The 16,618-nt window shown below is 68.9% G+C and carries 16 protein-coding genes and 1 riboswitch; of the genes, 11 read left to right on the top strand and 5 right to left on the bottom strand.

Features of this window, described 5'->3' with window-relative positions; translation table 11 throughout:
- Positions 1-46: 46 nt before the first annotated feature.
- Positions 47-502, top strand: coding sequence for a MarR family winged helix-turn-helix transcriptional regulator (locus ACZ5PO_RS36965; protein ID WP_464187907.1), 456 nt, complete (start codon positions 47-49; stop codon positions 500-502).
- On the top strand, positions 499-1,728 hold the full coding sequence (locus ACZ5PO_RS36960) for a multidrug effflux MFS transporter (RefSeq protein ID WP_464187905.1): 1,230 nt from the start codon (positions 499-501) through the stop codon (positions 1,726-1,728). The genes ACZ5PO_RS36965 and ACZ5PO_RS36960 overlap by 4 nt, the downstream gene beginning before the upstream one ends.
- Positions 1,729-1,768: 40 nt before the next feature.
- Here ACZ5PO_RS36960 and ACZ5PO_RS36955 read toward each other — a convergent pair whose 3' ends face one another.
- The 4 genes from ACZ5PO_RS36955 to ACZ5PO_RS36940 all read right to left on the bottom strand — a co-directional run bounded on the left by ACZ5PO_RS36955 (position 1,769) and on the right by ACZ5PO_RS36940 (position 6,748).
- Positions 1,769-2,881 carry an ABC transporter ATP-binding protein gene (locus ACZ5PO_RS36955; RefSeq protein ID WP_464187903.1) on the bottom strand — a complete coding sequence of 371 codons (1,113 nt, stop codon included), beginning with the start codon at positions 2,879-2,881 and terminating at the stop codon, positions 1,769-1,771.
- Positions 2,878-4,536 (bottom strand): ABC transporter permease, encoded by a 1,659-nt coding sequence (locus ACZ5PO_RS36950; RefSeq protein WP_464187901.1) that lies wholly within the window; start codon positions 4,534-4,536, stop codon positions 2,878-2,880. The genes ACZ5PO_RS36955 and ACZ5PO_RS36950 overlap by 4 nt, the downstream gene beginning before the upstream one ends.
- Positions 4,537-4,690: 154 nt before the next feature.
- Positions 4,691-5,722 carry an extracellular solute-binding protein gene (locus ACZ5PO_RS36945; protein WP_464187899.1) on the bottom strand — a complete coding sequence of 344 codons (1,032 nt, stop codon included), beginning with the start codon at positions 5,720-5,722 and terminating at the stop codon, positions 4,691-4,693.
- Positions 5,723-5,749: 27 nt separating this feature from the next.
- The gene (locus ACZ5PO_RS36940; RefSeq protein WP_464187897.1) at positions 5,750-6,748 is read right to left on the bottom strand and encodes an extracellular solute-binding protein; all 999 of its coding nucleotides are present in this window, start codon (positions 6,746-6,748) and stop codon (positions 5,750-5,752) included.
- Between the two features lie 430 nt (positions 6,749-7,178).
- Here ACZ5PO_RS36940 and ACZ5PO_RS36935 point away from each other — a divergent pair, with 430 nt between their 5' ends.
- Positions 7,179-9,146 (top strand): flavin-containing monooxygenase, encoded by a 1,968-nt coding sequence (locus ACZ5PO_RS36935; protein WP_464187895.1) that lies wholly within the window; start codon positions 7,179-7,181, stop codon positions 9,144-9,146.
- A 10-nt stretch (positions 9,147-9,156) separates the two neighbouring features.
- Complete coding sequence (gene pcaD, locus ACZ5PO_RS36930) at positions 9,157-9,954, top strand: 3-oxoadipate enol-lactonase (protein ID WP_464187893.1); 798 nt, start codon at positions 9,157-9,159, stop codon at positions 9,952-9,954.
- On the opposite strand, the gene ACZ5PO_RS36925 is transcribed toward pcaD, so the two are convergent.
- A complete protein-coding gene (locus ACZ5PO_RS36925; RefSeq protein ID WP_464187891.1) occupies positions 9,955-10,746 on the bottom strand; it encodes an SDR family NAD(P)-dependent oxidoreductase in 792 nt (263 codons plus the stop codon).
- A gap of 310 nt (positions 10,747-11,056) precedes the next feature.
- Between ACZ5PO_RS36925 and ACZ5PO_RS36920 the strand changes: the two genes are divergently transcribed.
- The 7 genes from ACZ5PO_RS36920 (at position 11,057) to ACZ5PO_RS36890 (ending at position 16,606) form a co-directional block, all read left to right on the top strand.
- Positions 11,057-11,833 carry an alpha/beta fold hydrolase gene (locus ACZ5PO_RS36920; protein ID WP_464187889.1) on the top strand — a complete coding sequence of 259 codons (777 nt, stop codon included), beginning with the start codon at positions 11,057-11,059 and terminating at the stop codon, positions 11,831-11,833.
- An 88-nt stretch (positions 11,834-11,921) separates the two neighbouring features.
- Positions 11,922-12,860 carry a LysR family transcriptional regulator gene (locus tag ACZ5PO_RS36915; protein ID WP_464187887.1) on the top strand — a complete coding sequence of 313 codons (939 nt, stop codon included), beginning with the start codon at positions 11,922-11,924 and terminating at the stop codon, positions 12,858-12,860.
- Between the two features lie 85 nt (positions 12,861-12,945).
- Positions 12,946-13,257 (top strand): NIPSNAP family protein, encoded by a 312-nt coding sequence (locus ACZ5PO_RS36910; protein WP_464187885.1) that lies wholly within the window; start codon positions 12,946-12,948, stop codon positions 13,255-13,257.
- Between the two features lie 51 nt (positions 13,258-13,308).
- Positions 13,309-13,416: riboswitch (SAM-I-IV-variant riboswitch) on the top strand.
- 42 nt (positions 13,417-13,458) lie between these two features.
- Positions 13,459-14,403 (top strand): homoserine O-succinyltransferase, encoded by a 945-nt coding sequence (locus ACZ5PO_RS36905; protein WP_464187883.1) that lies wholly within the window; start codon positions 13,459-13,461, stop codon positions 14,401-14,403.
- Between the two features lie 149 nt (positions 14,404-14,552).
- Positions 14,553-14,996: a MerR family transcriptional regulator gene (locus ACZ5PO_RS36900; RefSeq protein ID WP_464187881.1), complete on the top strand. Its 444-nt coding sequence runs from the start codon at positions 14,553-14,555 to the stop codon at positions 14,994-14,996.
- Positions 14,941-15,327 carry a VOC family protein gene (locus ACZ5PO_RS36895; protein ID WP_464187879.1) on the top strand — a complete coding sequence of 129 codons (387 nt, stop codon included), beginning with the start codon at positions 14,941-14,943 and terminating at the stop codon, positions 15,325-15,327. Before ACZ5PO_RS36900 ends, ACZ5PO_RS36895 begins: the two co-directional genes overlap by 56 nt.
- A gap of 160 nt (positions 15,328-15,487) precedes the next feature.
- Positions 15,488-16,606 carry a baeRF11 domain-containing protein gene (locus tag ACZ5PO_RS36890; RefSeq protein ID WP_464187877.1) on the top strand — a complete coding sequence of 373 codons (1,119 nt, stop codon included), beginning with the start codon at positions 15,488-15,490 and terminating at the stop codon, positions 16,604-16,606.
- Positions 16,607-16,618 lie beyond the last annotated feature (12 nt).

The following is a 16,618-nucleotide window of genomic DNA, read 5'->3' as shown; positions in this document are numbered from 1 at the left end:
ATTAGATGATATGTCATCTATTGATACATCATCAAATGTGCGCTCCATGACATCATCCGACGAGATCATCCGGCGCGGCTTCGGCTCGCTGCTGGCGCTGACGGCGCGCCTGTGGCGTCGTGCCGTCGATCGCGGCTTGCAGCCATTCGGGCTGACCGAGGCCACCTGGCTGCCCCTCATCCGCCTGGCACGTGCGCCCGCCGCCATGCGCCAGAAGGAGCTGGCGGAGTCCCTGTCGCTCGACAGCTCCGCCGTGGTGCGGCTGCTGGATTCCCTGCAGGAGGCCGGCCTCGTCGAGCGCCGCGAGGGGACGGATCGGCGCACCAAGGCGATCGTGCTGACGCCGGCCGGCCAGGCCATGGTGGATCACGTCGAGGACAGCTCGCGCCGCGTCCGTGACGACGCCTTCGTCGGCGTGTCGGCGGAGGACCTGGCGACCACCTGGCGCGTGCTCCAGCACATCTGCCGCACGCTCACGGCTGCCGAGGAGGGGAAAGCGTGAGGGACCCCGACGAGGCGATGGCCATCGCCGCCCGCGTGCGCGCGCTGCACGTGCCTCTCTGGCTCCTGGCGCTGGTGACCTTCACCGGCACGCTCGCCATGCACATCTTCGTGCCGGCGCTACCCGCCGCGGCGAGGGATCTGGGCGTTGGCGCGCCGTCGATGCAGCTCACCATCAGCCTCTACATTCTGGGGCTGGCGGTGGGGCAGCTCATCTACGGACCGGTCTCCGACCGCTTCGGCCGCCGGCCGACGCTGATGGCCGGCCTCACCATCTATACCGTCGCGAGCCTCGGCGTGGCGGCGGCCGACAACATCCATGTGCTCGTCGCCCTGCGCCTGCTGCAGGCGCTCGGCGGCTGCGCCGGCCTGGTGCTGGCGCGGGCGATCGTGCGGGACCTGGCGGCGCCGACCGAGGCGGTCAGGCGGCTGGCCTTGCTGAACCTGATGGTGACGGTCGGGCCGGGGCTTGCGCCGCTGCTCGGCGGGGCGCTGGCGAGCTCGCTGGGGTGGCGGTCGATCTTCATCCTGCTCACCGGCCTCGGCGTCGCCGGCCTGGTGCTCGCCTGGCGGCTGCTGCCGGAGACGACGACGCCCTCCGCGGCCGCCGGCGCTGGGCTGATGCGGAGCTACGGACGGTTGCTGCGCTCGCCGGCGTTCCTCGGGTTTGCCGTGGGCGGCGGCTGCGCCACCACGTCCATGTACGCCTTCATCGCCGCGGCGCCCTTCATTTTCGTGCAGGACCTGCACCAGCCGATCGAGCGGGTGGGGATCTACGTCGCCGTCCTCGTCCTCGGGGTCTGGGTCGGCAGCATGCTGGCGACCAGGCTGGTCGGCCGCGTGCCGACCAAGCGCCTGATGATCGGCGCCAACGCCATGAGCGCGGTCGCGGCGCTGGTGCTGCTCGCCGCCGTGCTGTCGGGACAGCTGTCGGTCGCCCTGACGATCGCCTCGATGTTCGTCTTCACGCTCGGCGGCGGCACGGCCTCACCGGCCGCGCTGGCGGAGGCGGTGAGCGTCGATCCGCGCATCATCGGCTCGGCGTCGGGCCTCTACGGCTTCATCCAGATGGCTGTGGGAGCGGTCTGCACGGCGCTCGTCGGCCTCGGCAAGGATCCGGCGTTGTCTGCGGCCATCGTGCTGGCGGGCGCCGGCATCATCGCGCAGCTCTCGTTCTGGGGCGCTGCCCGTTACCAGAGGGCAGGGCGGAGCCGGTCCGGCGGCTGACGGCGAGGCTGGCCACGCGCGAAGGACCGGCCGCGGACCCTTACGTCTGCGGCAGCACGTGCACTCGGTCGGCCGCGAACGACAGCTGCACCGTGCCCTCGTGCAGGGCGCCGTAGACGGCCGGATCGTCCACCATAAGCTCGCCGAGCGCCGTCTGCACCCAGTAGCGCGCCATGCTGCCGTGGAACGAGCGGCGCTGGATCTCGCCGAGCAGGCGGGCGCCGAAGGCGGTGCCCCCGGTGCTCAGGCTGATCGCCTCGGGGCGGACCACGAGCGTCGCCTTGCCGCGCTGGCGCGCCGCCGGCAGGTCGAGCAGGCTCTGCCCGAGGCGAATCTTGCCGGGCTCGACGACCTCCGTCTCCAGGAAGTTCGCCTGCCCGATGAACTCGGCGACGTAGCGGCTGTTGGGCCGGAAGTAGATGTCGGACGGCGAGCCCCGTTGCGCCACCTTGCCGTCGCGCATGATGGCGATCTCGTCGGAGATGGAGAGCGCCTCCTCCTGGTCGTGGGTGACGAAGACCATGGTCTTGCCGAGCACCTTCTGCAGCCGCACGATCTCCTCGCGCAGCCGCACGCGCAGCTTGGCGTCGAGGTTCGACAGCGGCTCGTCGAGCAGCAGCACCTCCGGATCGACGGCGAGCGCACGCGCCAGCGCCACCCGCTGCTGCTGGCCGCCGGAGAGCTGGTGCGGATACTTGTCACCGCCGCCGGCCAAGCCCACCAGCTCGAGCATCTCGCCGACGCGCGTCTTGATCGCGGCGGCCGCATCCCGCCGCATCCTGAGGCCGTAGCCGACGTTCTCCGCCACGGTCAGATGCGGGAACAGGGCATATTCCTGGAACACCATCGTCATGCGCCGGCGGTTCGGCGGCAGGCGGGTGATCGCCTCCTGGCCGAGATAGATCTCGCCCTGCGTCGGCTGGTAGAAGCCGGCGAGCAGCCGCAGCGTCGTTGACTTCCCGCAGCCCGACGGGCCGAGCAGCGTCAGCATGCTGCCGCGGGGGATATCGAGGGAGACGTCGTCCACCGCAGTGAAGCCGCCGCCGAGGGTCTTCGTCACGCCGACGAGGCGGACGTGCGGCTCGGCCTGGGTGGGATAGGGCACGACGTCGGCCGTTCGTTCGGTGGCGGGCTCGATCGCGGATTGGCTCATGGCTGCAGGCTCCTGAACGGGGACGAGCGCCGATCGGCCACGGCGATCGCGAGCCCGACGCAGATGAAGGTGATGAGGAGGAGGAACGTCGTCAGCGCGGCAGCGCCACTCCAATTGCCGCCGCCGATCATCTGCAGGATGACGAAGGTGACGACGACGTTGCCGGGAGCGACGAGGAACACCACCACGCTGATGTTGCTCACCGAGCGCACGAAGGACTGGAGGAAGGAGGCGACCAGGCTGCGCGAGAGCAGCGGGGCGTAGACGTCGCGGATCAGCCTGACCTCGCTGGCGCCGAGGTCGCGGGCCGCGTCCTCGATGCTGCGGTGGATCTGGGCGAGCGCCGCCGTGGTCGCCTCGTAGGCTAGCGGCAGGTGCCAGAAGCCGAGCGCCAGCACGATGATCCAGAGGCCACCGGCGAGCTCGATGGGCGGCGCGTTGAAGGCGAGGACGAAGCCCACGCCCACGAACACGCCGGGAAGGGCGCCGGGCAGCACGGCCAGAAAGTCGAGGACGCCGCGCAGCGGCATGGTCCGCGACGTCAGGAAGGCGGCGATCTGGCCGAACACCGCCGTCAGCAGCCCCGCCGCCACGCCGATGACGATGCTGTTCCACAGGGCGTTCCAATGGCTCAGCGCCTCGGCCCAGTGCCGCGTCGTGAGCGCCCAGTTGCTGCCCCACGTCTCGGTGAGGCCCGCCAGGATGATGCCGAGGTAGAGCAGAATGACGAAGACGGAGGTCAGCGCGCAGACGGCGACGACGGCCCACTTGACGAGCGGCGGCGTCGCGATCTGGTCCATGCCGCCGCCCTTGCCGGAGACGGTGACGAACGAGCGCCGGCGCATCAGCATGCGGCTCGCCACGAACAGGCCGATGGTCGGCACCAGCAGCACGGCCACGACGACGGCGGCGCTCTTCAGGTCGGCGAGGCCTTCCATCATGAACCACGCCTCGGTGGCGAGCAGCGGGTAGTTGCCGGCGATGACGACGGCGTTGCCGAAGTCGGCCAGCACCGTGATGGCGACCACCAGCATCGCCCCGATGATGCCGGGGCGCGCCAGCGGCAGGGTGACGGTGCGGAGCGCGCCGGCTTCCGTCGCGCCCAGCGTCAGCGCCGCCTGCTCGGCGCTGGGATGAATGCCCTGGAGCACGCCGCGGATGATCATCATCGACAGCGGGAAGAACGCGATCGTCTGCGACAGCCACAGGCCGTGCCAGCCGAAGATGTTCAGGTTCAGGCCGAGGAAATGGCTGCTGATCAGGCCTTGCCGGCCGAACATGAGGATGTAGGAGAACGCCACCATGAACGGCGGCGCAAACAGCGGCAGCATGCCGATGGTGTTGAACAGCCGTGATCCCGGGATGTCGCGCCGAGTCGCCGCGAAGGCGAAGACGAAGCCGATCGCCGTCGAGGAGGCGGTGGACAGCAGGGTGATGACGACGGTGTTGCGCGCCGCCGTCAGCCAGCGCGGCCGCGTCAGCACGTCGACGTAGTCCGCAAGCCCCGGATAGCTCAGGACGCCGAACGTCGGGTACAGCACGAACACCACGAGGATCGCCAAGGCGGCCACGAAGGCGACGACGACCCCGAGCTCGACCGGCGCCCGGTCGCCATGCCATCCAAGCCGACCGGCTACCGCCGACATTGCCGACATTGCATTCTCCTCATTGGCCCCGCCCGACGGCGGGACAGCGGTTTCGTGGCAGGACGGACGGCTTCGGGACCGCGCGAGGCGATCCCTCGGCCGCCCCGGCTCGGGGGACTGGTTCGGGCAGGGGGCGAGCTTCACATCGACGGAGCGTGGCGCGTCAACGGCCCGTCTCGCGCGCCCACTGCTTGCGGAGCCGGTCGACGTTCGCCGAGGCCCATTCCACGTCGTACTTCACCAGCTTGAGATCCGTGAGCGGCGGCGCGCCTTCCGGCGGCGTCGCGGCCGGGTTCAGCGGATGGCGGAAGCCGTACTTGGCGTTGATGGTCTGCGGATAGTCGCTCAGCAGGAAGTCGATGTACTTCCGCGCGCCCTCCGGGTTGGGGCCGCCCTTGACGATCGACGCCGCCCACACGTTGACGACGTTGTCCGGCGGCACCGTGAACGCGATGGGGCCGTTGCGCGCCAGCTTGGCGGTCAGCACATCGGCCAGCCAGAACGCGCCGACGCTGGCCTCGCCTTGTTCGACCAGGGTGACGGTGAGCGGCGCCGAGGGGGTGTACTGCTTGACGTTCTTGTCGAGCGCGCGGGTATAGGCCCAGGCCTTGTCCTCGCCGGAGCGGAAGATCTGCGTCGCCAGCAGGACGTAGCCGATCGCCGACGTCTGCGGGTTGGACAGCACGATCTGGTCGGCGAGCCTGGGATCGAGCAGGTCATCCCACGTGGCCGGAGGCTGGAGCCCCTTGGGGGCGAGCTCCTTGGCGAAACGGTCGGTGTTCCAGAAGATGCAGGTGGTCAGGCCGTACCAGCCGAACCAGCGGCCGTTGGCGTCCGCATAGCCCTTGGCGACCATGTCCGCCGTCACTGCCGGTGACTTGTAGGTGTCGAGCAGGCCGTCCTTGGCGAGGGCCTCGTGGAAGTCGACCGGCGCCGTCGCGAAGACGTCGGCGCGGGGCCTGTCCTTCTCGCTGCGGATGCGCGAGGCGACCGTGCCGACGGCCGGCACGTTCAGCACCTCGACCTGGATGCCGGTGCGCCTGGTGAATTCCTCGTTGATCTGCCGGTTGACCTCGGCATCGGGGATGACGGTGTAGACGACGATCTTCTGCTGTGCGGACGCCGCGCCGGTCGAGGCCGCGACGAGCGACGCGGCCAGCGCGACGGCGAGCGCGCATCCGGGAAATGATCTCATGGCTTCCTCCTCGTTGCCCGTGTGCCGCTACTTCGCGCTCACCCGGCCCCACTCCTTGCGGATGCGGTCGATGTTGTCGTTGGCCCAGGCCTGATCGTACTTGACCGTCTTGATCGAGGCGAGCGCAGGTGCACCCTCCGGCGCCGGCACGTTTTCATTGAGCGGCGTGCGATAACCGAGACGCGCGTTCACTTCCTGCGGATATTCCGACAGTAGAAAGTCGACATATTTCTTTGCGCCTTCCGGATTCGGTCCGCCCTTCACGATGGATGCAGCCCATACGTTGACCGTGTTGTCGTCGGGGACGACGAAATCGAGAGGCTGCTTGCGGCCGAGCTTCGAATACAGCACGTTCGATAGCCAGAAGACGCCGACGGTCGCCTCGCCTTGCTCCACCATCGCCACGGTGACCGGAGCGGAGGGCGGATACTGCTTCACGTTGCCGTCCAGGCGGCGCAGGAACTCCCAGGCCTTGGGCTCGCCCAGGCGGAAGATCTGCGTCGCCAGCAGCACGTAGCCGATCGCCGAGGTCTGCGGGTTCGAGACAACGATCTCGTCCTTGAGGCCGGGAGCGAGAAGGTCGTCCCAGGCCTTGGGAGCCGTCAGGCCGGTCTTGCCGGAGAGGGCGGCGAAGCGGTCGCGGTTCCAGAAGATCGCCGTGGTGAGGCCGTACCAGCCGTGCCAGTAGCCCTGCGGATCGGAATAGCCCTTGGCCAGGACCGCGTCGGTCTCCAGCGGCGACCGGTAGGACAGCAGCAGCCCCTCCTTCGCCAGTGCCTGCTGGAAGTCGATCGGCGCGTCGGCCAGCACGTCGGCGCGCGGCCGGTCCTTCTCGCCGCGGACACGCGCTGCCAGCGCGCCGGCGGCGGGAACGTTCAGCATCTCGACCTCGATGCCCGTGCGGCGGGTAAATTCCTTGGCGATGTCGCGGTTGATCTCCTGCTCGGGGATGACCGTATACACCACGACCTTCTGCTGCGCTGCGGCCGGCGCCGACCCAAGCACCAGCAGCGGCACGACAGCCATGAGGCCAGCGAACAGTGATCTCGTCGAACGCACTCTGAATCCCCCCGTATCATTGTCTTGATCCGTCGCCACGGTGGCGCATCCGCGCGGCCGTTGCCGCACGGAGGACGGGCCACGCTAGCCTTGCGGATCTCGCTGCCGCCAATACCCATTTCTGATCGGCCGTATAATTTTCAATGATCGGCTCCGATTTACGCCGCGCCGCATCGGGATTGGCTGTGATGACCCCTCATAGTGGGCAGCATTGCGTCTGACAATCCGTCACCCCGCGTCCAATCGGGGTGATCGGATCAACTGCACGCGTGCGGAGCATCATTTAAAATTATCAACCTGATCACATATCATTACTTCCATTCACTGAACCAGATGGCTTTTCTCCGGGCCGGATGCGCCCATCCGTCCCCGGGGCGCGATCAGGCACGAGATGACGATGAGTTCGACGTTCAAGGCTGCCGTCGCCGACGAGGCCACCCTGCGCACAGCACTCGACGATGCGGATATCGCCCCCACGCTGATGGTCCTCGCCCAGCTCGGCGGCGGGGCCGGCCTGCTCGACGAGGCCGCGCCCTATATCTCCGGCGCCTGGAACTTCCAGGAGACTGTTCCGGACACGCTCAAGCGGCGGATCCGGGATGAGCTCGTCACCGTGCTCCAGGATTACGCGCGGACCGGAAAGCCGGTGCCGCGCGCGGTGGACCTCGGCTTCCTCCGGAAGATGATGAGCACCGCGGTCGGCCAGCCGGTACCGGACGAATACGTGCCGCTGCTACTGGAGGAGATGCGGCTGGGCGCGGAGGAGACCCGCAAGGTCGCCTGGCGCGGCGCGGCGCCCGCCGCCCGCAAGGCGTTCAAGGTCGTGGTCATCGGCGCGGGCTTCTCCGGCCTGTGCGCGGCGATCGCGCTGCGCGAGCTCGACATCCCCTTCGTCGTCATCGAGAAGAACGACGAGGTCGGCGGCACCTGGTACGAGAACGTCTATCCGGGCTGCGGCGTCGACACGCCCAATCATTTCTTCTCCTATTCGTTCTATCCCTACAACAAGTGGTCGCATCACTTCTCCAAGCGCGAGGAGATCCAGGGCTACATCGAGGAGGTGGCGCGCGCCTACGATCTCAAGCGCGATATCCGCTTCCGCACCGAGGTCTTGCGGGCGGTGTTCGACGAGGCGAGCGCCGCCTGGACCGTCACCGTCCGCACGGCTGACGGGGCCGAGGAGACGATCGCCTGCAACGCGGTCATCACCGCCGTCGGCCAGCTGAACCGGCCGGCGGTGCCGGCGATCGCCGGTCTCGACACCTTTGCGGGGCCGGTGTTCCACACCGCCTGCTGGGACGGGGACATCGATCTCCGCGGCAAGCGTGTGGTGATGATCGGCACCGGCGCCAGCGCCATGCAGGCGGCCCCGGCGATCGCGCCCGAGGTGGAGCGGCTCACCATCGTGCAGCGCACGCCCCACTGGGCCATGCCGAACGCCAACTACCACAAGGCGGTGACCGCCGGCCAGCGCTGGGCGCTGGAGAACATTCCGCTGTTCTCCGAATGGTGTCGCTTCCAGTTGTTCTGGGCTTCGTCCGACGGCTTCCATGCCTCGTTGCAGATGGATCCGCAGTGGACCCAGCCGGAGGTGTCGCTCAACGAGACGAACCACCGCATGCGCGAGATGCTGGTCGCCCACATCCGCAAGGAGCTCGACGGCGACGAGGCGCTCATCGCCCGCTGCACCCCGAGCTATCCGCCCTACGGCAAGCGGATGCTGCGCGACAATCACTGGTACCGGATGCTGAAGCGGCCGAACGTCGAGCTCATCTCCGGCGGCGTCGCCGAGGTCACACGGTCGGAGGTCGTGCTGAGCGACGGCACCCGCCGGGATGCGGACGTGATCATCATGGCCACCGGCTTCCAGGCCTCGAAGATCCTGTGGCCGATCGACGTGCGCGGGCGGGGCGGCATCGGCATCCGCGAGCTCTGGGGCGACGACGACCCGCGCGCCTACAAGGGCATGACCATCCCGGAGTTTCCCAATCTGTTCGTCACCTTCGGGCCGAACACCAACCTGGCCCACGGCGGCAGCGCCATCTTCCACTTCGAATGCCAGGTTCGCTACATCATGCAGGCGCTGCGCGAGATGATCGAGAGCGGTCACCGTACGGCGGAGATCCGGCGCCCGGTGCACGACGCCTACAACCGGCTCGTCGACGAGAAGTGCAGCAACATGGTCTGGGCGCACCCCGGCGTGAACAACTGGTACAAGAACAAGCACAACCGCGTGACGCTGACGTCGCCCTGGCGCCTGCTCGACTATTGGGCGCTGACGCGGACCTTCGTCCCGGACGAATACGAGTTCGACAAGGCCGGCGACGACGCGGCGGCGGTGCCATCGCTCGCGGCGGCGAGCTGAGGGCGTCGCCGTGGCTTACGTCGAGCGGCTTGGCCGCAGGATCGCCTATGACGTTGCGGGCCCGGACGACGGCCCGACCGTCGTCTTCGCCAATTCGATCGGCACCGCCAGCGCCATGTGGGACGGCGTCGTCGCGGCGCTCGGGCCGGCCGTTCGCGCCGTCCGGTTCGATGCGCGGGGCCACGGCGCCTCCGATCCTGACGGCAGCCCGGCGACGATCGACGATCTGGCCGACGATGCGCTGGCGGTGATGGATGCCGCCGACGCGGGCAGGGCGCTGTTCGTGGGCCTGTCGCTCGGCGGCATGGTCGGCCAGGCCCTGGCCTTGCGTGCTCCCGGGCGCCTGAGCGGGCTCGTGCTGTGCGCGACCGGCGCTGCGCTGCAGCCTGCCTCCGCCTGGGAGGAGCGGGCGCGGACGGCGCTCACGGCCGGCATGGAGCCGTTCGTCGCTCTTTCGCTGGACCGCTGGTTCACGCCGGCGTTCCGCGAGGCCGAGCCGGCGGCGGTGACGGCGTGCGCCGGGATGCTGCGGGGAACGGACCCGGCGAGCTACGCCGCCTGCTGCCGCGTCATCCGCGATACGGACCTGCGGGAGCGGCTGGCGGACATCAGGCTGCCGGCATTGCTGATCGCCGGGCGCGACGATCCGGCGACGCCGCCCGCGCTGCTCGACGAGATCGCGGCGCGGCTCGCCGGTCCGAGCGAGCGCATCGATGTGGCGCCGGCCGCCCACATGCTGGCGGTGGAGCGTCCGGCCGAGACCGCGGCGCTGATCGCCCGCTTCACGCGCTCGGCCGTCGGTGCCTGATCACCAGGCGATGGCGCCGCCGTCGACCGGCACGATCGCCCCGGTCATGAAGCTCGACGCCTCGGACGCCAGCAGCAGTGCGGTGCCCTTGATTTCGTGCGGCCGGCCGACGCGCCCCATGGGCACCGATTCGGCGAAGAGCGCTTCCGTGGCCTGCTCGTGCATGCGCCCGCCGCCGATATTGGTCAGGAACGGCCCCGGCGCGATGCCGTTCACGTTGACGCCGAACCGCGCCAGATCGGTCGCGGCCTGCTTCACCAGGTTCACTACCGCGGCCTTGGTCGCGCTGTAGGCGTAGCCGACCATTGGGTCGGCTCGGAAGCCGGCGCTGGACGCGGTGACGACGATGCGTCCCCAGCGCTGCTGCTTCATCGGCACGGCTGCGGCCTGAATCGTGGCGAAGACGCCGGTGAGGTTGACGTCCAGCACCTGCCGCCAGCGCTCCGGCGCCACCGCGCCGATCTCGCCCTGGTCGGTGAACGGGCCGGGGCCGGCCGAAATGCCCGCGTTGGCGAAGGCGATGTCGAGCCGCCCGAGCCGTTGTGCGATCTCTGCAATGGTGCGGCCGACGGCTCCTGCGTCGGCGACGTCGAGCGCCAGCCCCTCGCAGGCGAGGCCTCGCGCCTTGAAGTCCGCCGCCACCGCGTCCGCGGCCTCGCCGCGCAAGTCGGCGAGGACGACATAAGCCCCGTTCTCGGCCAGCGCCTCGGCCATGGCGAGGCCGAGGCCGCTGCCGGCGCCGGTGACGATCGCCGTCTTGCCGGAAAGGTCGAACAGGGGATGCTGGGTCATGGCTCTGCCTTCACGAGGATCGCCGTTCCGATCCCACAGGCGGCAGGACGCGGCAATTCAGATTATCTGATGGCGGCATCACCACTTAGCTGATGGCGCTATCACGCCGCGCCAGAGCATTTCGAATCCGGAGCGCTTCTTTTGCGATTGTGTGAGTCCACCCAATCGCGAAGCGCTCCGGACGGATCAGGCCCGCTGATACGGTGGATCAGAAACCCTTACTTGCCGCCCGGCGCTTCGGGCTCGTAACTCCGGCCAACGTGCCGCCAGCGGGCGGAATGACCGCAACGCCGACAGCCGGAGCAAGCCGATGAGCCACGCCGTTTCCTTTCCCGAGATCCGCGGCACGCGCATCCGCTTGTTCAAGGGAGGCGCGGGCAGCCCCGCGGTATTCCTGCACGGCGGCGCGGGCCTGAGCGTGTGGACGCCGTTCTTCGAGGCGCTGGCGCAGCAGCACGAGCTCCTCGTGCCCGAGCATCCGGGCTTCGGCCAATCGGACAATCCGCCCTGGCTCGGCTCGGTCGCCGATCTGGCGCTGTTCTACCTCGATTTCCTCGAGGCGCTCGACCTCGGCCCGGTGCACCTCATCGGCAATTCGTTCGGCGGCTGGATCGCGGCCGAGCTTGCCGTACGCGATGCGAGCCGCCTGAAGAGCCTGACGCTGATCGGCCCGTCCGGCCTGCCCGCGGTCGGCGAGGGTGCGACCGACATCTTCCGCTGGTCCTACGAGGAGAACACCCGCAACCTGTTCCACAACCAGGCGATCGCCGACCGCATCCTGTCGCAGCCGCCGTCGCTCGAGCAGGTTGCCGTGGCGATGAAGAACCAGACGACGGTGGTGCGGCTCGGCGCTGCGACCGCGCTCAGCAACCCCGACCTGTCGCGCTGGCTGCATCGCATCAAGATCCCGACCCACATCCTGTGGGGCGCGCAGGACCGTCTTGCGCCCGTGGCGACCGCGCAGTCCTGGACGGCCGAAATTCCCCACGCCAAGCTCACGGTCGTCGAGGACGCCGGCCACCTGCCGCACGCGGAGAAGGCGGACGTGGCGGCAGCGGCGGCGACGGCCTTCCTCGCCGGGGTCTGAGCCCGCGCCGACTGCCTCGGGGCCGCGCACGCTTGTCGTTGCGGCCCGATGTGCGTAGCACTTCGCCGCGCAAATGCGGCGAGGTGCAATGGACATCAGGCAGATCCAGTACTTTATCAGGGTCTACGAGGAGCGGAGCTTCAGCCGGGCCGCCGAGAAGTCGCACGTCGTGCAGCCGGCGCTGTCGATGCAGATCCGCCGCCTGGAAGAAGAGCTGTCGACGACGCTGTTCGAGCGCACCTCCCGCGGCATCGAGCCGACCGCGACCGGACACCGGCTCTACGAGCTGTGCGTGCCGATCGTCCGCAGTGTCTCGGAGGCGAGGCAGGAGATCATCGACGTCGCCCAGGGGCGGCGCATCTCCGGGGTGATCCGCGTCGGAACGCCTCCCTCGGTGAACCGCGGCATCATGGGCAGCGTGCTGTCGCTCTATGCGGAGCGGTTCCCCGAGGTCGAGATCACCGTCATGGAGGCCTACAGCAACTCCCTGACCGCCATGGTGCAGACCGGGGTGCTCGACGTGGCGCTGGGCGCCAGGCCGGCCGAGAGCGGCAGCCTGGACTTCCGCAAGGCCTACGAGGACCGGCTGCTGCTGGTGGCGGGCGCGCCGATCAACGGCGACTCGCTCACCCCCTGCAAGCTGTCCGAGCTGACCGAGCTCAAGCTGATCCTGCCGTCCCAGTACAACGTGCTCGGCGCCACCATCCAGGACCAGGTGGCGCGCGGCGAGATCAAGCCGAAGCGCATCATGAAGATCGACGGCGTCATCGCGACGCTGGAGCTGGCCCGGCGCGGCGGCTGGGCAGCGATCTTCCCGGTCATCTCGATGGCGCGCGATATCGGCCGCGGCGGCCTGTTCCTCTACCCGATCATCGCGCCGAGCATGACCTTCGAGCTCTACGTGGTCACCGACCACCGCCGGCCGCCGTCGATCGCGGCACGAACCTTCATCGAGGTGCTCGAAGCGGAGCTGAACTCGATCGCGGCCCTGCGCGAGCAGTTGTTCCCGGACCTGCAGGCCTCATAACGCGATCTGATCGCGCCTATTAGAACACGTTTCTTGTCGGCGCCGCGCCGAGCCTCCATCGCTGCGAGCCATTGGAGGTGATCCCATGATCCACGACCTGCGCATCTACACGCCGCACGAAGGCAAGGCGGACGCGCTACGCGAGCGCTTCCTGCACCAGGTGCTGCCGATCTTCGCCCGCCTCGGCATCGAGGTGGTGCAGATCTGGCGCCCCGAGACCGCGCCCGACGAGCTCTGGTACGTGACGCGCTTCGCCGACGAGCCGGAGCGGCAGGCCCGCTGGGAGGCCTTCAAGACCGACGCCGAATGGCTCGCGGCCAAGGCCGCGTCCGAAACCGACGGCCCGTTGCTCAAGAGCCAGACGTTCCAGGTGCTGCGCCCGGTGCCGCCCGCCTGAGCTCACGGGGACGCCTCACCTTGCGGAAGGGCCGCCGGAGCACTACCATCTCGTCCGCATCAAGAGTTGGGGCGACGCCCAACGCCAACCTGCTGTCCGAGCAAGGTGGCGCTCCCTGCCAGGGAGGATGTGGCCGACCCGGCAACCAAACGGATCAGGCCGCACGCGTCCGCCCCCATATGTGGAAGGGCCGACGCGACCATGCCGATCAAGATTCCCGACGACCTTCCCGCACGACGCACCCTCGAAGGCGAAGGCGTGATCGTCATGCGGGAAACCGATGCCGGGCGTCAGGACATCAGGCCGCTGCGGATCGGGCTGCTCAATCTCATGCCGAACAAGATCAGCACGGAGACGCAGCTCGCCCGGCTGGTCGGGGCGACACCGCTCCAGGTCGAGCTGACGCTGGTGCGGATGACCGGCCATGTTCCCCGCAATACGGCCGCCGATCACATGGCGACGTTCTACCGGCCCTGGGACGCCGTGCGGGCCGAGCGCTTCGACGGCTTCATCGTGACCGGGGCGCCGGTCGAGCGGATGCCCTTCGAGCAGGTCACCTATTGGGACGAGCTGCGCCGTGTCTTCGATTGGACGCAGACGCACGTCCACAGCTGCTTCATGATCTGCTGGGCGGCGCAGGCGGCCGTCCAGCACTTCCACGGCGTGCCGAAGCATGATCTCGGCCAGAAGGCGTTCGGGATCTTCCAGCACCGCAACCGGGCGCCCGCATCGCCCTATCTGCGCGGCTTTGCCGACGATATCGCCATACCCGTGTCGCGCTGGACCGAAGTCCGCCGGGAAGACCTGCCGCGGGACGGACGTCTGACGGTCCTGGCGGACAGCGACGAGACGGGCCTTTGCCTGCTCGACGACCCGTCGTGTCGGTCGATCCACATGTTCAATCACCTCGAGTACGACACGCGGTCGCTCGCCGACGAGTACGTTCGCGATCTCGAGGCACAGGGCGGCGTGCCGCTTCCGAAGAATTATTTCCCGGACGACGACCCGGCGCGGCAGCCCGTGAACAGCTGGAGAAGCCATGCCCATCTGCTGTTCGGCAACTGGATCAACGAGATCTATCAGACGACGCCGTTCGAGGTGGCGCACATCGGCGCGGGGGCTGTCCCGACGGTCGAGGCCGCCTGAGGGGGGCCGAGAAACGCCTGGCGATGGCGGCAGGCTGCCAAGACGCCCCCTGGGGCCCTTGCAGCGCAGGCTCGGGCCGATCTCGCCGGGGCCTTGACCTTGCCGCTAGCGTGAAGGCGCTAGCACCTTCGCGGCAAGGACGGAACCCGATGCAGATTCAGGAAGCGGCCCGGCATCTCGGCGTCAGCGCACGCACGTTGCGCCACTACGAGGCGGCTGGGCTCATTCGCCCCACGCGCCGGGCGAACGGCTATCGCAACCTGTCGGAGGCCGACCTGCGGACGGCTGCCTGGGCCCGCGATCTCATCGCCGCCGGCTTCTCGACCCGCGAGCTGCGGACGCTGCTCGCCGTGCTCGACGGCGGGGCGGACGGGACGGCTTGCGTCGCCGCCCTGCGCGGCAAGCTCGCCCAGATCGATCGGCTCGCCGGGACCTTGCGCAAGCGGCGGCAGGCCGTGGCCGAACGGCTGGCGGTCGAGGCCGGCCGGTCGCCGGGCTTGCCAGCCTCGATGCCCCGAGAGACGGAGAGTTCATCCGATGCAGGTGCTCAACATTCTGGTGCGGCGCTATCTGCCACTCGACGGCTTCGATGAGGCCGTCGCCTTCTACGAGGGTCTGATCGGCCAAGAGGCCCGGCTGCGCTTCGACTACCCCGCGTACAGTCTTAAGCTGGCGCAGGTCGCCTCCATTCTCTTCGTCGCCGGCACCGAGGAGAGCCTTCGTCCCTTCGTCGCCACGCACGCCACCTTCATGGTCGACGACATCCAGGCCTTCGCCGCCCATCTGCCGACCGTCGGCGCCGCGGTGCTCGAGCCGCCCAAGGTGGTGCCGACCGGCTGGAACATGCTGGTGCGCCATCCCGACGGCATGCGGGTCGAATACGTCGAGCACCGCGACAAGCACCCGGCCGACCGGATGTCGTAGGCCTTCGCGCTCTGGTCCCGCATCGTCCAGCCCGCAGCCATCCACGTTCGACAACGGTTGTTGATGCCTTCGACGGCTTGACCACGGTCATGGCACCCCGCATGCCATGGCGCGCGCCATGGGAGCGCGAACGTCCACGGGTTAATGAAGGTCCTCCGTCATGCTCTACGTCGACATTCCGACTGTTGCCGACCTGAAGGCCCTGATCACGCATCGGGACGACGCGTGCGTTTCGATCTACCTGCCCACCACGCCCGTCAGCCGCTCCACGGCCGGCGATCGCATCGAGCTGAAGAACCTGGCCAAGGAGGCGGTGCATCAGCTCGAAGCGAAGGGCGCCGACAAGCACCGGGTCCAGGTGCTGGCGGAGCACCTGGACGACCTCATCGACGATGACGAGTTCTGGAGCTACCAGGCCCACAGCCTGGCCATCCTGGCGACGCCCGACAATGTCCGCACCTTTCGCGTCGCCAACGCGCTCAAGCCGCTGGTCGAGGTGTCGGACCGCTTCCATCTCAAGCCGCTGATGCGGGCCGTGACCTTCCCCAACACGTGCTACGTGCTGGCGCTGGCCGAAGGTGCCACCCGGCTGGTGGAGGTGACCACGGATCTGCCGGCGACGACCGTCAAGGTGGACGGCATGCCCCAGAGCGCCGCCGCCGCCGTTCACCGCGCCAGCGTCAACGACCGTTCGCCGAGCGGCCGCATCCAGGGGTCCGAAGGCCAGAAGGTGCTGCTGCGTCAGTTCGCTCGCAAGGTCGACGGTGCACTGCGGGGCCTGCTCGCCGGCTCCGACATCCCGCTGATCCTGGCGGCAGCCGAGCCGCTCGCGTCGATCTTCGCGTCCGTCAACACGTATCCCCACCTGGCGCCCCGGACGATCGCCGGCAGCCCGGTGGCGCTGACCGACGCCCAGCTGGCCGAGCGCGCCCGTGATGTGCTCGACGGCCTGTACCAGCAACAGATCCAGGCGCTCGCGGGGCTCTTCGAGACGCGCCGCGGCACCGGCCAGACCACCACCGATATCGCCCAGGCGGCCCGGGCCGCGACCCAGGGCGCCGTCGAGGTCCTGCTGGTGGACATCGACGAAGTCGTTCCCGGCACGGTCGGCGCCGACGGCAGCGTCACCTTCGCCGACCAGGAGGGCCCGGACAGCTACGGCATCGTGGACGAGATCGCCGATCGCGTCATCCTGTCCGGCGGCCGTGTCCTGGGGGTGCGCAAGGCCGATATTCCCGGCGCCGGTTCCCTCGCCGCAATTCTGCGCTACGCGGCGTGAGGGAAGAACGGG

It is taken from the genome of Chelatococcus sp. KU-N122, assembly GCF_055391085.1.
Note: the sequence above shows the minus strand (reverse complement) of the source record. Positions and strands in the feature narration are given on the sequence as shown.

Bases quoted from the DNA above. Each gene is read 5' to 3' on its own strand.
- ACZ5PO_RS36925 (WP_464187891.1), bottom strand. From the start codon at position 10,746: ATGACCCAGCATCCCCTGTTCGACCTTTCCGGCAAGACGGCGATCGTC.
- ACZ5PO_RS36910 (WP_464187885.1), top strand. From the start codon at position 12,946: ATGATCCACGACCTGCGCATCTACACGCCGCACGAAGGCAAGGCGGAC.
- ACZ5PO_RS36940 (WP_464187897.1), bottom strand. From the start codon at position 6,748: ATGGCTGTCGTGCCGCTGCTGGTGCTTGGGTCGGCGCCGGCCGCAGCG.
- ACZ5PO_RS36895 (WP_464187879.1), top strand. From the start codon at position 14,941: ATGCAGGTGCTCAACATTCTGGTGCGGCGCTATCTGCCACTCGACGGC.
- ACZ5PO_RS36900 (WP_464187881.1), top strand. From the start codon at position 14,553: ATGCAGATTCAGGAAGCGGCCCGGCATCTCGGCGTCAGCGCACGCACG.
- ACZ5PO_RS36915 (WP_464187887.1), top strand. From the start codon at position 11,922: ATGGACATCAGGCAGATCCAGTACTTTATCAGGGTCTACGAGGAGCGG.
- ACZ5PO_RS36945 (WP_464187899.1), bottom strand. From the start codon at position 5,722: ATGAGATCATTTCCCGGATGCGCGCTCGCCGTCGCGCTGGCCGCGTCG.
- ACZ5PO_RS36965 (WP_464187907.1), top strand. From the start codon at position 47: ATGACATCATCCGACGAGATCATCCGGCGCGGCTTCGGCTCGCTGCTG.
- ACZ5PO_RS36890 (WP_464187877.1), top strand. From the start codon at position 15,488: ATGCTCTACGTCGACATTCCGACTGTTGCCGACCTGAAGGCCCTGATC.
- ACZ5PO_RS36920 (WP_464187889.1), top strand. From the start codon at position 11,057: ATGAGCCACGCCGTTTCCTTTCCCGAGATCCGCGGCACGCGCATCCGC.
- ACZ5PO_RS36955 (WP_464187903.1), bottom strand. From the start codon at position 2,881: ATGAGCCAATCCGCGATCGAGCCCGCCACCGAACGAACGGCCGACGTC.
- ACZ5PO_RS36905 (WP_464187883.1), top strand. From the start codon at position 13,459: ATGCCGATCAAGATTCCCGACGACCTTCCCGCACGACGCACCCTCGAA.
- ACZ5PO_RS36950 (WP_464187901.1), bottom strand. From the start codon at position 4,536: ATGTCGGCAATGTCGGCGGTAGCCGGTCGGCTTGGATGGCATGGCGAC.
- ACZ5PO_RS36935 (WP_464187895.1), top strand. From the start codon at position 7,179: ATGAGTTCGACGTTCAAGGCTGCCGTCGCCGACGAGGCCACCCTGCGC.